Here is a 14626-nt window from a genome sequence, read left to right as displayed (position 1 = left end):
CTTCTTTCCTTTCTTGTCAGATCAGGCTCTCCCTTGGAATGACCTTAAACTTTCTGACCTTCTTAGCCAGGGTCCGGCACCCTTCCAGGGCGTCTGGGCCATCATCATGGGCCCCCATCGGGAACTGTACCAGCTGCTCCAGCAGGCGCTTATGACGGCGGTTAAACTTGATGTATTTGTTCTTGATATCCGGCTGCATGGTCTGGATGCGCAGTGTCTTGTCCGCCGTCTGCGGGACTTCCTCCACAGGCAGGTACAGCCCCGCTCTGGCGCTGGCTTTTACCAGCTCCTCCTTTAAAAACCATTGGAACTGCACCGTCTCACAACCAAATTTCTTATATCCCCTGCCATAATCCCGTCTGATCCGCCGCTCCTTTTCCAGGATATCCGATATGATGCGGTCCGGATGGCGCCGCTCGATATCAGCGTCAAACACATACATATATCCCGTTCCCTTATGCTTAGCCAGTGTAATGATAGCCGAAAAGTCGCTGTGCTTGGTCTTTCCAAGGGATGGGTCCACAAAGCCGTAAAACACAAAGCTGCGGTCCTTAAAGTCCACCTCGGCTTCGTTGTAGTAATCCAGCCATTCCTCCTGGAACAGGCAGTCATCCGGGTTGATAGGTTCGTTCTGTTCCTCGCTGTTAAAGGATGCCTCTCCCTCATCAATCCGCATCTTCATCAGGTCATAATAGGACAGCTTCTCCTCCCACAGTACCTCCGTCCCTTTCAGCATCTCTGCCTTATGGGCTTCAAAGAATGCCTTTGCATCCTCCGCATGGGAATCATTGGAAAGGTCCGTGTATATGTCCTCCCATTCCTTCCAAAGGTCATCTGCCTGGGAAAAGGAGAGCACCGCTTTGTATTTGATGGATTTATACCCCGTGTTGGTCAGGGTATGGGCTAATAGGCTGTCATAATGCAGCAGGGTCCCGATATACACGATATCCGTATAGCTGTCGCCTGCCTTGGAAACAGCCTTGTTAAACCAGTTTGAAAGCTTGGAACGCTGCTCCGCTGTCCGGACGTTCTCATCATTTTCAATATCATCCAGCACCAGCAGGTCCGGCCTCCAGTTCCGGTGCTTCCTGCCTCGTATCTTCTTGCCCGACCCGATAGCCTCCACCTTTATGTTGGTGGTGGTCAATATTACATTGTTACGCCATACCTTTCCCTGGAGATTCCCGAAGTCCTCCCGTATCAGGCCGTTTTCCTCAAACTCCACACGGATATTCTCGAGAAAGCCCTCGGCCTGGTCTGAACTGTCAGAAAGGATGATGGGGTAATGTTTGTATTGATACAGGATGGCATGCATACTCCCCTTGAAGGTCAGCGTGGTACTCTTGGCGTGGCCTCTCGGTGCTGCCACGGCCCTGCGGCAGCCCTCCAGACGGTTGATTTCCCTGGCAGCCTTTCGTGTAATGGGAAAACGTCCCTTTAACACACCGTCCTGCCAGATGGCATCCAGATCCCGGTGGAAATCCGGAGAGGGCCTGGAAAAGTAGTGGGGGAAGTAAGCGCGGCCAAAAAACTCCATGTCAATGGCTCCCAGCTTCCTGCGAATCCCCTCAGGTCCGGTAAGTGGCAAGCCGGAATCATACTCCTTTAAAAGCTGTCTGCGTTCCGGCTCCTCACCCTTCCTTAAAAAAACATTCAAAAGTTCATCCAGGTCGTTTAAAACGTTGTCCTCTTCCTCATAAAAAGCCCGGCTTTCTGCCTCCGCCAGCGCCCCCATCAAGGTGTCAATGCTTTTCTGCTTTCCTTTCCTCATGGCTTCCACCTCCTCCCTGTCGTTCCCGACTTCATATACGGCCCGTATTTGGATTTTTCCGTCTATTGGGGCATTCCCCCGCCAGGAATCTTTTGAACGCTTTTAAACGGGTCCTGATACGATTTAAACGGGGTCTTGTCCCAATCAAAAACGGAACCCCGCCTGGAGTTCCCGGAAGGACTGGCTTCGCCATCCCGACCGGGCATTGCCCGCTTGGTTCCGTTTCCTTATGTCCGCGCGCTTCCTGCACCGGGACGAATCAACCGTCTGCGTTCTTCGCGTTTCCTGTCTGTCCTATACTTCCTCTGGCAGCCGGATGCCCAGCTGCACCTCTTTCTTCTCACCACAGATAGACAACTCAATGGTAGCCCTGAGGCTCCGCTTATCCATCCGTATGATACGGCTCTTAAAGTTCTGCAGGATGCCTGTTTCAATCTCCAGGCCTTCCTCTGTCTCCCGCATCAGTGTGGGCTCCAGGGGCCTTCCTCCCTGCCCGGCCAACAGCCGGATCCATTCTGCTTCCAGATAGGTCAGGGTACCGGACAGCAGCTTTACGATTCCTGGGACAGCCTTCAACCTGTAATAATTTCCGGCATTGTAATCCATCTGAAGAAACACATAACCGGGAAACAGTACATACTCCTTTGTTCCCCAGGCTCCTCCGCTGCGGACCGGACGGTTCTCTACCGGTGCCAGCGTCTGGAACCCCATGTCCGTCAATTTCGCGGCAATGTCTTTTTCTTCCCCGGTCCTCACCTGAACCACATACCACAGCATGGCTATCCCTCCATCCCTTCCTGCTTCTTTTTGTTCAGATAGGCGCTGACTTGCTGGTACAGCTCCGGCTGTTCCTTGGCCATGGCCTCGAATACCAGTCCCTTAACCGCTTCCAGTCCGGCCTCATAATTCTCCCGTGTCTGGACTTCAATACGCTTCTTGTAGGCCGCTGCGCGGATAAGGCCGTTGGTCTCCTTAATCAGCTTATCCACCGGCACTTCCTTCATCTGCTCCTCGTCCACGTTCGTCAGGGCATTCATCACATGATGGCTGGCCAGACGGATAAGCGCCTCCGATGTGTCCAAATCCGGATAGCGGTTCATTTCATCCATCAGCATTGAAAAGTTATTCTGAGCCACGTTAATCATTTCCACCGTGGCCAGGTACTTCTTGGCATAGGTGCAAATGGCCATTTGGCTCATTTCCTCACCGTTTTCCTTTAGATATGTTACAATCTCCTTGTAAGTGCTTCCGGTCAGCAGCATCTGCTCCACTGTATCCTTTAGCTCCGGAGGAAGCCGGTCTACCTTTCCAATGCTGCGACGCCGGTTCTCGCCGCTCATACCTTCACACATTCGTCAGTCAGACTTCCCTGCATCAGCCGGATGCCCTTTTCCGACGCCCTTGCTTCCAATTCGTCATAATCATAGTCGGCCAAATCCGCGCCAGAAATGTGTCCCTCAATGGTACGTGTTTCGATGTATCCGGCCAGCTTCAGGAAATGGATGCTGTCCATAAATTCCGGCTTTTCCACGCCCCAGTTTTTCACTCCGACCCGGACCTGCTCCAATGGGCTGAAGCCGCTCCGGTTCAACAGGTTGATACAGGTAAGGACCGATCCGTTGTTTGCCGGGAACGCATCCGCTCTGATCCGTTTCATCATTTCGTCTCTGTTCATATCACTCACCCTTTCTTTGCTGCTTCTATCATCATTTCCATCATCCGGTCCAGCTTCCGGTCCATCTTGCTGATTTCACGGATAAAGTCATCTTTGGTCAGGTAGTTCTCACGAATTTCTTTAATGTCCTTCCGGCATTCATCAAAGTCCTTCTGGTGGGTATCCCTGGGTGTATAATCCTCACGGATTTTCCGGATATCGTCCTTAAGTTCTTTCGTCTGCTCCTTCAAATCCTCTTTACTGGCAGATTGTTCGCGGCCCTCCCGAATCTCCGTGTCGTGCCGATCTACCTGAGACATGGTCCGTTTCAAAAAATATGAGACAACCCCGATTCCCAGGGTGATTACCGTCGTTATGACCCATTCATTCATCGCTAACCTCATAATTCAAAAAAATACACCTGCAAACTAGTGCAAGTGTATCTCATCATGGGGCAATATTCAAAAAAAGTACTTAAGAAATTTAGTACAAAATTCCTTTTAAGGATATCTGGCCATCCATCGGCCTTGCCCTTATCTCGCGGGCTTTCTCTATGACTATATTCCGAATCCAAGTTTCTGTCAATCCATATTTCAGGGCAAGCTCGCGGTAGTTCTTTCCGTCAAACTCCTCCCGTATAAGTTCGTCCCTCACCGGTTTCTCCAGGCTCTCTATCTTGGGGATATAAATGGGGGTACCGTTATAGTTCCTCACCAAGGCCCGGAACGCCTCTATACCGATAAGTCCGGCAAGGGTACGCTGCTCCTCATCCAGATCCTCCATCTGCACCTTATCCAACAGGTCCATCCTTACACCCCCTTACGGCACTCTTTACATAACCCTTTAATACTTCAATCAGCTTGTTTCCTGAATCGAAGTCAATCCAGGCAAAGGGTGTCCTGGCAATTGCGTCCATTCCCAGCTCCTTTTTGATGATGGCGCACAGACGGTCTCCCAGTGATACACTCTCAGGCTTTCTATCGTACTTGGCCAGCTCATACATCAAGGCCCATATCTTCTTCTGCTGGCCGCTTGTTACCCCGCCAGGCCTCGATGGATGTTCCCGTTCTCGCCGGGGCCTTGGAGGGGCCTGACCGCCCTGCAGCTGCGTAAGCCTGGCAATTACAGATTCCGCTTCCCGGTAGCTCAGGGCCTTCACGGATTCTTTCCCGGTTATGGTTGCCACCAACGCATGCAGCTCGTCCTCATGGTCATGGCCCACAAGGCTTAACTGATGTCCAACAGCATAAATCCGCTTCATCTGATATGAGTCAATGCTTCTCATGGATTTATCTCTCCCCTCCTCTATGGCCTCCTGGCCTGCTGACATTCCCTAACTTTTTTCTTCCGCTCCTACCGTCACCTTGAGGCTCTCATCCACAATCACGGCCGCGTTGATGATATCCACTGCTTCCTGGGGTGTCCCGCTCCATTCGGCTGCCTTCAGCACCTGGAGCATCCACTCCCAGTTGACCACCTCTGACACCAGATAGGCCCAGTCGCTGGCTTCCTTTGCGTCCAGCCCGGCTGACTTCATCAGGCTTTCCGTATCCTTCTCATACTTTCCTTTTAACTTCTTACGCAGCGTCCGCTGCAGCTTCTCATCCTTCGTGATGGCCTGGATGGTATCATCCAGTGTTCCTTCCGTATAGGCGCCAAGATAGGCGATGGTGAACAGGCGCTTGGCCGGAGCTGCAAGGGAGTAGCTGGTCTTTTCCGTTACAAAGTCCGGATAAACGGTATTTAAAAGCCGTTTGACCATCGCCATGGAGACTGGCTTGACCGTTTCACTGTTTCCCACCACCACCCGGGCATTACTGCTGCCCCAGTATTCCACGGTCTTTTTCTTGGTGTCCTTTAAGTCATTGACAGCCAGGTTCTCAAACCACGCCTTGATTTCCTCCATCTCCGCCTGGACCCGCTCCTTCTGGGCCGTCAGCTCCACCAGACGGTCCGCCTTGGCTTTGACTTCCTTTGTTTTCTCCGTCACTGAAACACCTCCGCAATCTTCCCGGCACAGGTCCGACAGACTTCCATCCCGCATACGGCAGCCACATCCTCCACTGCCCCGCAGAACCGGCAGGCTGGGACATGCTTCACGATATGGATTCCGGCCGCATCCGCTGTCACATCCACTGGGACCCCCGGAAGGATTCCTGTTTCCTGGCGGAGCATACGCGGAATTGTGATGCCGCCGCCTTTGGTAACTTTTTTACTTATCTGCATGGATTTCCTCCTTTCCCACTCTGCATTGATCAGGGCTTGTGACCTGCACCGGCTATAGGCCGGTGGCTGCATTAGGAAGGGGCAGCTGCCCCTTAGCGGTTCCTTTTTCCATACCGCCACTTATTACTGTATTTCTGTACCTGGCAGACCAAGGTGAATACCGCTTCAATCCGCTGTTCCTGCTTCATCTGGTCACTGTCCAGCGTATAAATGAAAAGCTTACTGCCGTTATCCCTTATGTATACGGTCTCCTCCGTGTGCAGGAGCAGCATGTTGCCGGTGTATACTTCCCCATACCAGCGCAGCTTCCCGCTGCTGTCAATCACACGGGGTTCAAAGTAAAACTCATCCCTTAGTGCCTTCATCCTTTCTCACCCCCATCCAGGCCGTCTGGAGCAGGAAACCCAGCAAGTTCCATATCCGGTCCCGAATCTTCTCCATGCAGGCCTCCTGGCCAATCTCCACCGAATAGTTTCTTGGATCCACGCAGGCACTGGATTCCACCAGCTCAAACCCATTTTTCAGGATGCACCGAACCACAGTCGTGCGCTCCCCCAGCTTCATGACCTCTATCCGGTCAATGAACGCCTCCACCATTCCGGGTCCGATGCTCACGCCGGATGGGAGTTGCGGGTTATCATCCACTTCCAGATAGGAGTGGTCAAACATCCCTTTGGGGCTCCAGCTGACATATCCATCCGGATACTGTATCAGGTATCCTTCATCTTCCGGGTTTTCATCCGCCGGGATTTCCCACCCACGGTATCTGTTATACGCGCCTCTTGTCATTGGACGCGCCTGAACCAGCTTGGTTCCTATGTATTTCTTCATGTGTTTTTCCTCCAATTTCAGATTGTTTTTAAGAAATATGCAAGTATATTCAACCTCAGATATATCACGGCCGCGAAAATGATCATGGCAAGTAAGCAGGAAATAACTTTTAACTTCATAAACGGTCTCCCTTCCTTCGCAGTCTTTCAGTTTAGTCAAATAATCTTTGTCCGCAAAATTCACAATACTTCTTTAACGGATTTTCTGTTCCTAAAACGATTGTTCCGCATGTTGGGCAATAACTTCCACAAGTATGAGGTTGTTTGACTATCTGTTTTTCCAGGGCTTCAATACAGTTTCGGCTGTGTGCCACTGAAAGAAGTGTTTTTTCTGAAAAATCCTGCGGAAAAATCATACCCTTTTCCCGATTTAAACTCTCTTCCATCGTCAATTCTGTTTTCATCTTTACCTCCAAAATCTTAATTTTCCCGTCTATTCCAAGCCTCTACTGCCGCCTTAATTGTAGGTTTATAGCCTGTTGAAGCACCGCACCCGCCATCATTTCTATTACATACGGCAGAATAATATCCTGTATCTTCACACCTCTCAAAATTTTCGCAATCCCCTAAATCATGGCATGTATCAATTACGATATTTTTACTTCCACAAAATGGACATGCTTTCAAATCGCCTTCAATCACTCTCACAGTCTTTTCCTCCTAAAATATTAATATCCCAGATACCGGCCACATGTCCCAAGGGGGCATACCGGATTCAGGTACTTTCTTCCCACTGCGCATACACACAAGCTGATGCTCTCACCCCTGCTGTCCTCTATTACTCGCCTGTGGCGACAGGACAGGCATCGTTTTCCCGTCTCTGTGGGCCTACGCTCCTTTTCCATCCCCGCCTCCTTCTACTCTCGGCTTGTACGTTCTCTTCCCGTCCAGGTATTGTTCCTCCGTTTTCTGACGGCCCACCAGCTGATTTATCCGTTTGAGCATTGCCCTAGCTGGCTGTTCCCGGAAGAATTCCACTACCTGCTCATTCCGTTTCATGATGTCCTTTTGTTCCCTGCGCATCTTTCGGCTCCTGTAGAGCTTCGTTGCCACACGGCCCCGTTCCTTGCTGGTGGCCGCAAACTCCATTTCATGCAGCAGGTCCTGCAGACGCCGGTCCTCAAGAGCTACCGCTTCACTGGCTGTCCGGTACTGCTCCTCACATTCCTTCACCCATGCCAGGAACTCCTCCAGCCGCGCGGATTGATTTACCTGACTCTTCAACTTAGCCTCCCTCCTCATATACGTTCTTTTTCCTTCTGTTTCCTCACTCTGCATCTGTCAGGGCTTGTGACCTACACTATCAGGTGGCTGCATTAAGGAGGGGCCTCGGCCCCTTTTACGAATGAGTTATTCCCGGTGTGAAGGTATCAGGCATCCGTCCTGACGGCCTTCTTTATATCCCTTCAGCCACACCTGATCCGCATCCAGACGCGTTCTGGTCTGGAATCCAATCAACCAGCCCCCCAGGCCCGCCAGAACAATCAAACCCAGAACGCTGATGAATCCCCATATTCCAAGCTTGCCCCCCATCACTAAAACTGTTAGTACTGCCGCCATGCTGCTCCCGATCATAAGTCCTCTTACCATCATTATCACTTTTTCATTTAAACGCTTCATGCCTGTTCTCCTCCTATATAAACCTGATTCCCATGGTACCGGCCACCCGCTCAAGTCCAGCCATTGAGACATCCTCATCATTTACCGCGTTACGGAACACATTGACCATTCCACGGATTCCCCACTTGCTTCGGCTGATGCTGTGCAGGTAGTCAATCTCTTTCGTCATCCTACGTTCTTCCAATGCGGGAAGCAGTTTGACCACATCTTCCCTTTTGATGTCTGTAGTCCGGTACCGGCCATGGAGCCGGGTCCGGTTAAACTGCTGGGAAAAGATAGCTTCTTGTCTGCCCAGCATCTTATTGTATACTTCTACGTTACCGATCAGGACGATGCCGATTCCCGGTTTCCCCGTAAGAGGATCTTCATCCACCCAGCCCCTTATCTCTTCCAGAGCCATGAATTTTAGGTTCTGGGCCTCATCAATGATAATGATTTTATCCGTTTCCTTCAGCTTGTCCTGGATTGCAAGGGACAAATCTTCCGTCCGCTGGTTCTCCGGCAGTTTCAATGCCCTCCCGATCATTTTCAACAGACTTCTTAACGTCCCAGTGCTGGGAGCCGCCTTCAGGTATACCGTGGTGGATGGGTTGTCCTGAAGGAACTTCGCAGCTGCCTTGGTTTTCCCGATTCCGGCGTCTCCGTCAATAACCACAATCCCCTTCTCAAGCTGGCAGTAGCGGATTAACTTGTAGGCCGCTTCCGATATGGATGTAGGGATGTAGCCCTGCAGGTTGGCCCGGAAGGGCTCCGCCTTCCGGCTGTTCTGGCCCTGCTCTTCCTTAATCCGGAAGAATTCTTCCAGCTTTTTCTCGACCTCCCCTATATCTCCCTTGTCATAGACGCTTCGGCGGTACTGGCTAAGTACTGCCGCGCTAATCCCCAGGATCGGTGCTGCTTTTGCCTGGCTTAGGCCCTCCGCCTCCAGGTAATCTTCCAGCTTCTTCTGTAATTCTACGTTATACTCTTTACTCATTGCATTTACCTCCCTGACTGTTACTTATCTCTGTTTTTCCTGTTCATGTCTGATTTCCGCATTCCGGATCATTCGATCCAGATCGATACCTCCAACCACCTTCTTAAATGCCGGTTCCTCGTCTGCCCTCTGAACCTCTAGCACCTTGGGATTGGCCTTACCCTGGTAATTCTCTTTATTGTATTGTGCCTCCTTCAGCACCAGTTCCATGGCTGTTACCTTGTCACAGTCTGCCAGGACAGCATGTTCAATATATTCCTTAGCAACCTTTTCCAACCTCCGGGTTTTTGCCATAGCTGCTTTGACATCTTCTCTGCTGGCATTATAGGAAAGAACTGCTTCATTATCCGCTGGTACCGTCATAATGTAACGGTCCTCCAGGTCATAAATCCGTACCTCGCTTAAATTATCCGGGTCATATCTGAAATACACCTTCTTGCCCAGCATGAGATGGACAAAATCATCGTTCCAGTAATCAATTCGCCCTCCTGCAATATCCAGGTGCACCCCTCGCCTGCCTACGGTCTGTGCACGGCTGCTGCGCATAAGCATGAGATTCAGGGCTTCTGCCGTGGCTGTGCGTTTTTTAATCAGATGTTCGTTAAATACATCCATTTTGAGTTTTCCATGGTCTGCCGGGACCGCCCCATGATAGGGCTGAAGGTTGAAATAATAGTCAATCACTGCCTCGACATATTCCTGAAACTCATCATCTGAATAGATTTCACCCTTCTTTAAAACGCCTTTTAAACGTTCTGGCTTTTCAACCACACTGCCTCCTGTATAAGTATCAAACAACCGTGACAGGGAATCCTTGACATCGCGGAACCGGCGCTCAATAATCTTGGCCTTTGCGTTTCGGACGATGGCATTCGTCATGTTGATTCCAAGCCGTTTGAACACGCCAGGCGGTTCAAACCGCTCCTCGCCATTCTTTGGCTTCTTCCTGCGGTGTCCCAACCCTCCAATATCGAAGGTCAGGAACTCCCGTCCATTATCCACATAAATGTTATCCGGGATGCCGTATTCCAGAATCCCCTTCCGGAGTGCAATTAGTGTGGCCTCGGAACTGGGGTTGTATGTAATATAGTAGCCGGTCAGAATACCGCTGCGGGCATCCATGAAAGCGGTCAGATATGGCCTGTGCTGCTTACCATTCTTGTCCACCACGATTACATCAAATGTATGATTATCGGCAATCCACCACTCATTGCTAGCAATATCCTCATAGATTCTGCGGATATAGGGAGCACAGCGGTCATTGTATGCCTTATGGCCTTCACGCCCCAGCACCTTCACGCCTTCCGGTATATCCCGGTTAAGCTTCCGGTAAAAAGAGGAATAGCTGGGGATATCCGTATACAGCTCCGGCTGCTTTTCTCTTATCCACATCTTGGTATACTCCAGGCACTTCTGGATGGTATGCTGACCCTCATCCAGGTAGTAATAAAGGAATGCCTGCCAGACAGTCTCATGGATGTCACTTGTGCCTTTTCTCCATTTTCCACGCTTATCTGTGAGACCGGCCATATTATTCTCCCGAACTGCTTTCCATTTTCGATATAAGATATCCATGGAAATGGTCCGGTCTGGATATTCCAGGCTGCACCAGATAAGAAACTTCTGGTCGGTTTCCCCCTTGCTCCTCTTGGGAGCCAGGTTACGGTATTCCTGCCATTTTCTCACCAACTCTAGCCAGAAGTCTATCTCCAGCCGTTCTTCTGCGGAAAACTGATCTGTCCCTCCCCGATTCTCCTCTTCTATACCGTTTTCCTCGCGCATCTGTTCTACCTGCATCTGATACCAGCGCTGTTGGAGTTCATCCGGGAGACTTTCCAGGGGAATCTGGTACACTTTTTGGTTCCTATTATTGACTGTTTTCACTGACGGAAGTTTTCCTTCTTTAGCCATCCTTTGAATATACTGAACTCTACATCCCTTAACTTCTGCCACCTGCTTTACAGTGAGCATCTGTCCCATATCCTAATCACCACCTTATAGTCTCTCATCTTCAGATTCGGGGAACTGCCTCTACATTACGGAACATATGCCCCGCTTCAACATTTATTTTTCATGAAACTGTTCTTCATTCACAGAAAAGGTAAGACAAAATAGTTTGATGAACATAGGTGTAGGTACTGTTTTTCCATTTTCAACTTGACTTATATATGACTGTTCAACAGTCATTGCATGTGCAATGTCTTTTTGCCTAAGTCCTTTTTCTTTGCGTATATTTTTGATAATTTTACCAGCATCCAAATCATTCACCGCCTTAATTGATTTTTTTATCTCTCTAATATATAATTATCAGTGTATTAATATTTTATATCTGCTTACTGATATTTGTCAAGTTGTTTTGGAAGTTTTTATCAGTATGCTGATATTTATTGGAGGGAAAATGAATAATATTAGTGATAGAATACGAGTGCTTAGAAAATCCGAACATTTAACTCAAAAAGAATTTGCAAAAAGACTTTTGATATCTCAATCTTATTTAAGTGGATTGGAAAACGGTAACGAAATTCCTACTAATAAATTACTAAAGCTTATTTGCTTAGAATTCGGAGTAAGTGAGTCATGGCTTTTAAATGATAATGGAGAAATGTATACGGAAGTATATGAAAATGATAAAGCGTCCTTGACAGAAGTGTCAAATGGTGCTTTACTCAAAATAATGACTCTCCTTTCAACAAAATCTAATGTTGAATATGGTTTTTATGCTAATTCTCTTAGTTTATTTTCTAATATGTTAGATTGTTCTCATTCCCTTGGGGAAGATAGAAAATTAATTTATCTTGAATTACTTACAACATTGGTAATGGACTTGGATCGCATGGTTTATGTTTCATTTAATAATAAAGATTCGAAAAATATAGATAAACACAAGCAGGTAATTAGGAATGATTTGGATGCATTTTTTAATTATATAGTTAAAACAGACATCCCTTCTTTATAAAAAAGTTTATCGTAATTTAGAATTGTTTTGGTGAAATTGTTATATAATAACGGATTTTGTTACGATTTTCAGATTTGCGTTATGATTCTTTTTTGAATTGACTTCCATAAATAGGCCTGATATACTTTAGGTACATTTATCTCCATACCAGACTGCCCTCTGGTATATATAATGGGAATCGGCAACTTTACCGATTCCCATTTTTAACTATAATTTAGTCTTTTAGCAAGTTGGTATTGCGGTTGGTATTAAGATTCACTTCTTCCTCGTAAAATCATCCCTCTTTTGAAGGGTGGCTTTCAAAAAACATTTAAATTAAAAAAACGCGTAAAATCAATGGTTTTAAGCGCTTTACTGGTTTACTTTCAAACGGTTTTTAAACGGTTTTTGAACGGTTTTTATGGGACATTCTTTATAAGTTATCTTTTATCTCAAAACGACCTTTTTAGCCCTTTTCTTTTTTTCAAGTTGGTATTGAATTCTCCTTGAAAATTTAACATTTTTTCTAGCTCTTTAAACCTAAATACGGCCCTTTTCAGGGGCTTTCCTACAACGTAAGGAGATTTAAGGAGTTCTAAGGGTTCTAGTTGGTCTCTTTTTGGATTCTATACGTTAAATTACAACCGGCCAGCAAAAAGTTTCTGATGACTGTCTTTCTATACTCTCTTCTGCTTCTGGACTTAACAATATCTCCGGGAATACATTCGGCCATCTTCAGAATCATATCCTTTGAAATACGGTTTCCCTTCAAATTGTCCTCGATTTCATTTAATCTTACAGGAGCCGGTCCGATTCCTCCAAACGCAATTCTGACATCCTTAAAATATTGATTCGTTTCATCGGCCTTTACTAAAAAGGCAGAGTTCACGGTTGAAATACACAAAGAGCGTCTAAGCCCGACTTTTTTAAAGGCACACCCGTAATCTTTCAATATGGGGCATGTAACTGACTGGATAACCTCTCCTTCCGACAACGAAGTTTTGCCAACCCCTTTAATAAAATCCGATAGCGGTACATCACTCATGCAAATATCGTTATCGTTTTGCCTAATCGTATGAACCGTTGCATCCATGGCCAATAAAGGCGGTATCAAATCAGCGCAGGGAGATGCGTTTGCCAGGTTGCCTCCAACTGTTGCAATCTCCCGTATCTGCTGATCTGCAAAGTAACTGGCTGCATGCCTCAAAACAGGCACAGTGTCAATTAATTCCGGTTCTTCTAAAAACTGTTGTATTCTGGTATTTGCCCCAATTGTTATAAACCCGCATTTAGATTCAATTATGGAAAAATCTTCAATGCTGCTGATATCAATTGCAGAGTCCTGACCGTTAAAAGGAGTCCTTTCTTCTGCAAACAGATCGGTTCCTCCGGAAATAATATCAAAGGAATGAGCATTATGTTCCATCAAACGGAAAAGTTCTTCCTTTGATTTCGGCATATAATATTTTTTGTATTGAAGCATACAATTACTCTCCTAGCCCGGAATCTTCACAACTACTTTGATTGCGTCGTCTATTCTTTCTTTTGAATATTTCAGGGCTGTAAGCAGATCCCCAAAGCCAAATGTATGAGTATGAATCAAGGAGGCGTCAAAGCGCTTTTCGCTAATCAGGGAAGCCGCTCTGTGAACAGCGCTTCTGCCTTCGCCTCTGATGCCAAAGAGAGAAATGTTATTGCGGACCAAAGCTGCCACATCAACCTCAACAGGCTTTGACGGAAAAGCGGCCAGACAGATTCTTCCGCCCCTTTTGACCATATTGGCTGCTTCATTGACAGCATTTGGGGCGCCGGAGCATTCCATTACATAGTGAACACCTTCACCATTTGTAATTTCTTTAACCGCCTTGACAACATCCTGGTTTCTGACATTTACAGTGTAATCTGCCCCCAGTTTTTTACCAAGCTCAAGTCTGTTATCTCTTGTACCGGTCAAAATTACCGGATTGGCGCCCAAAGCCTTAGCGACCGCAACCGCCATCAGACCAATGGGGCCTGGTCCGGTTACAACCACCGACTGACCTGCAATCAAACCGCCAAGGGTATCTAAACCATACATTGCAGTTCCGGCCGTCACAATCAGGGTTGCCTCTTCATCAGTAACATTGTCGCCCACATGGCACAACGTATTTACATTGTTGATAGCGTATTCCGCAAAGCCTCCGTCCGTTGTAAAACCATTGGCTCTGTGGCCTTTATCGTTGCCTTCGTAGTTTTTGCCATAATTCAGGCACGAAGTATACATGCCCTCGCGGCAGCGCTCACAGCTGGAACAGCCGGCATGGATTTCCACTGCCACTCTGTCGCCAACTTTATACTCATCAACACCATCTCCCAGCTTAACAACGGTTCCCATATACTCATGTCCGGGCGTAAAGCCCTTATTAAAAGGCAGACCGCCTTGAATCATAGCGGGTGGTCCGTTTTCAATGATTTCCAAATCAGTGGCGCAAATAGCCACCGCATCAATTTTTACAAGTACCTCTGACTTTTTAGGCCGCGGAACCGGTTTCTCTTCCAACGTAAGTACTCCAGGATCTCCCAAGACCCATGCTTTCATTGTTTCTGGAATTTCATAATTCATAGAATATTTCCT

General features: G+C 47.7%; 22 protein-coding genes. 1 reads left to right on the top strand and 21 read right to left on the bottom strand.

Translation table 11 applies throughout. The annotated features are described in order from the left end of the window. Positions 1 to 16: 16 nt before the first annotated feature. The 19 genes from terL to CGC65_RS06275 all read right to left on the bottom strand — a co-directional run bounded on the left by terL (position 17) and on the right by CGC65_RS06275 (position 11336). The gene (gene terL, locus CGC65_RS06355) at positions 17 to 1771 is read right to left on the bottom strand and encodes a phage terminase large subunit (RefSeq protein WP_002570873.1); all 1755 of its coding nucleotides are present in this window, start codon (positions 1769 to 1771) and stop codon (positions 17 to 19) included. Between the two features lie 294 nt (positions 1772 to 2065). Continuing rightward, positions 2066 to 2548: a transcription termination/antitermination NusG family protein gene (locus CGC65_RS06350; RefSeq protein ID WP_002570874.1), complete on the bottom strand. Its 483-nt coding sequence runs from the start codon at positions 2546 to 2548 to the stop codon at positions 2066 to 2068. A 2-nt stretch (positions 2549 to 2550) separates the two neighbouring features. Beyond that, on the bottom strand, positions 2551 to 3123 hold the full coding sequence (locus CGC65_RS06345) for a phage protein Gp27 family protein (protein ID WP_235622287.1): 573 nt from the start codon (positions 3121 to 3123) through the stop codon (positions 2551 to 2553). Beyond that, complete coding sequence (locus CGC65_RS06340; protein WP_002570876.1) at positions 3108 to 3446, bottom strand: hypothetical protein; 339 nt, start codon at positions 3444 to 3446, stop codon at positions 3108 to 3110. The genes CGC65_RS06345 and CGC65_RS06340 overlap by 16 nt, the downstream gene beginning before the upstream one ends. A gap of 5 nt (positions 3447 to 3451) precedes the next feature. Continuing rightward, on the bottom strand, positions 3452 to 3817 hold the full coding sequence (locus tag CGC65_RS06335; protein ID WP_002570877.1) for a hypothetical protein: 366 nt from the start codon (positions 3815 to 3817) through the stop codon (positions 3452 to 3454). 91 nt (positions 3818 to 3908) lie between these two features. Beyond that, complete coding sequence (locus CGC65_RS06330; RefSeq protein WP_002570878.1) at positions 3909 to 4232, bottom strand: Mor transcription activator family protein; 324 nt, start codon at positions 4230 to 4232, stop codon at positions 3909 to 3911. Next, positions 4216 to 4710, bottom strand: a complete 495-nt coding sequence (locus tag CGC65_RS06325; protein WP_002570879.1) for a regulatory protein GemA — start codon at positions 4708 to 4710, stop codon at positions 4216 to 4218. The genes CGC65_RS06330 and CGC65_RS06325 overlap by 17 nt, the downstream gene beginning before the upstream one ends. Before the next feature lie 48 nt (positions 4711 to 4758). Beyond that, positions 4759 to 5415, bottom strand: a complete 657-nt coding sequence (locus CGC65_RS06320; protein ID WP_002570880.1) for a hypothetical protein — start codon at positions 5413 to 5415, stop codon at positions 4759 to 4761. After that, positions 5412 to 5651 (bottom strand): AbrB/MazE/SpoVT family DNA-binding domain-containing protein, encoded by a 240-nt coding sequence (locus CGC65_RS06315; protein ID WP_002570881.1) that lies wholly within the window; start codon positions 5649 to 5651, stop codon positions 5412 to 5414. Before CGC65_RS06315 ends, CGC65_RS06320 begins: the two co-directional genes overlap by 4 nt. 92 nt (positions 5652 to 5743) lie before the next feature. Further along, complete coding sequence (locus tag CGC65_RS06310) at positions 5744 to 6016, bottom strand: hypothetical protein (RefSeq protein ID WP_002570882.1); 273 nt, start codon at positions 6014 to 6016, stop codon at positions 5744 to 5746. After that, positions 5997 to 6482, bottom strand: coding sequence for a Gp49 family protein (locus CGC65_RS06305; RefSeq protein WP_002570883.1), 486 nt, complete (start codon positions 6480 to 6482; stop codon positions 5997 to 5999). The genes CGC65_RS06310 and CGC65_RS06305 overlap by 20 nt, the downstream gene beginning before the upstream one ends. Before the next feature lie 151 nt (positions 6483 to 6633). Beyond that, positions 6634 to 6885, bottom strand: a complete 252-nt coding sequence (locus CGC65_RS06300; protein WP_002570885.1) for a hypothetical protein — start codon at positions 6883 to 6885, stop codon at positions 6634 to 6636. A 16-nt stretch (positions 6886 to 6901) separates the two neighbouring features. Then, positions 6902 to 7129, bottom strand: a complete 228-nt coding sequence (locus CGC65_RS30875; RefSeq protein ID WP_007038264.1) for a Lar family restriction alleviation protein — start codon at positions 7127 to 7129, stop codon at positions 6902 to 6904. Between the two features lie 20 nt (positions 7130 to 7149). Then, the gene (locus CGC65_RS31220; protein WP_002570886.1) at positions 7150 to 7326 is read right to left on the bottom strand and encodes a hypothetical protein; all 177 of its coding nucleotides are present in this window, start codon (positions 7324 to 7326) and stop codon (positions 7150 to 7152) included. Continuing rightward, a complete protein-coding gene (locus tag CGC65_RS06295; RefSeq protein ID WP_002570887.1) occupies positions 7310 to 7705 on the bottom strand; it encodes a hypothetical protein in 396 nt (131 codons plus the stop codon). Before CGC65_RS06295 ends, CGC65_RS31220 begins: the two co-directional genes overlap by 17 nt. A gap of 126 nt (positions 7706 to 7831) precedes the next feature. Further along, positions 7832 to 8101: a hypothetical protein gene (locus CGC65_RS06290; protein ID WP_002570888.1), complete on the bottom strand. Its 270-nt coding sequence runs from the start codon at positions 8099 to 8101 to the stop codon at positions 7832 to 7834. A gap of 13 nt (positions 8102 to 8114) precedes the next feature. Further along, positions 8115 to 9077, bottom strand: a complete 963-nt coding sequence (locus CGC65_RS06285; RefSeq protein ID WP_002570889.1) for an AAA family ATPase — start codon at positions 9075 to 9077, stop codon at positions 8115 to 8117. Between the two features lie 24 nt (positions 9078 to 9101). Further along, positions 9102 to 11057 (bottom strand): Mu transposase C-terminal domain-containing protein, encoded by a 1956-nt coding sequence (locus CGC65_RS06280; RefSeq protein WP_002570890.1) that lies wholly within the window; start codon positions 11055 to 11057, stop codon positions 9102 to 9104. Between the two features lie 84 nt (positions 11058 to 11141). Further along, positions 11142 to 11336, bottom strand: coding sequence for a helix-turn-helix domain-containing protein (locus tag CGC65_RS06275; protein WP_048928831.1), 195 nt, complete (start codon positions 11334 to 11336; stop codon positions 11142 to 11144). A gap of 139 nt (positions 11337 to 11475) precedes the next feature. On the opposite strand from CGC65_RS06275, the gene CGC65_RS06270 reads away from it, so the two are divergent. Then, positions 11476 to 12033, top strand: coding sequence for a helix-turn-helix domain-containing protein (locus tag CGC65_RS06270; protein ID WP_002570891.1), 558 nt, complete (start codon positions 11476 to 11478; stop codon positions 12031 to 12033). Positions 12034 to 12616: 583 nt separating this feature from the next. Here CGC65_RS06270 and CGC65_RS06265 read toward each other — a convergent pair. Beyond that, complete coding sequence (locus tag CGC65_RS06265) at positions 12617 to 13495, bottom strand: FAD binding domain-containing protein (protein ID WP_007038269.1); 879 nt, start codon at positions 13493 to 13495, stop codon at positions 12617 to 12619. Between the two features lie 12 nt (positions 13496 to 13507). Further along, complete coding sequence (locus tag CGC65_RS06260) at positions 13508 to 14614, bottom strand: zinc-dependent alcohol dehydrogenase (RefSeq protein WP_002567776.1); 1107 nt, start codon at positions 14612 to 14614, stop codon at positions 13508 to 13510. Between the last annotated feature and the right edge of the window lie 12 nt (positions 14615 to 14626).

The organism is Enterocloster bolteae (assembly GCF_002234575.2).
In the GTDB taxonomy this organism is placed as follows: domain Bacteria; phylum Bacillota; class Clostridia; order Lachnospirales; family Lachnospiraceae; genus Enterocloster; species Enterocloster bolteae.
The sequence above is the reverse complement of the archived record's forward strand: the minus strand, read 5'-3'. Positions and strand labels throughout refer to the sequence as shown.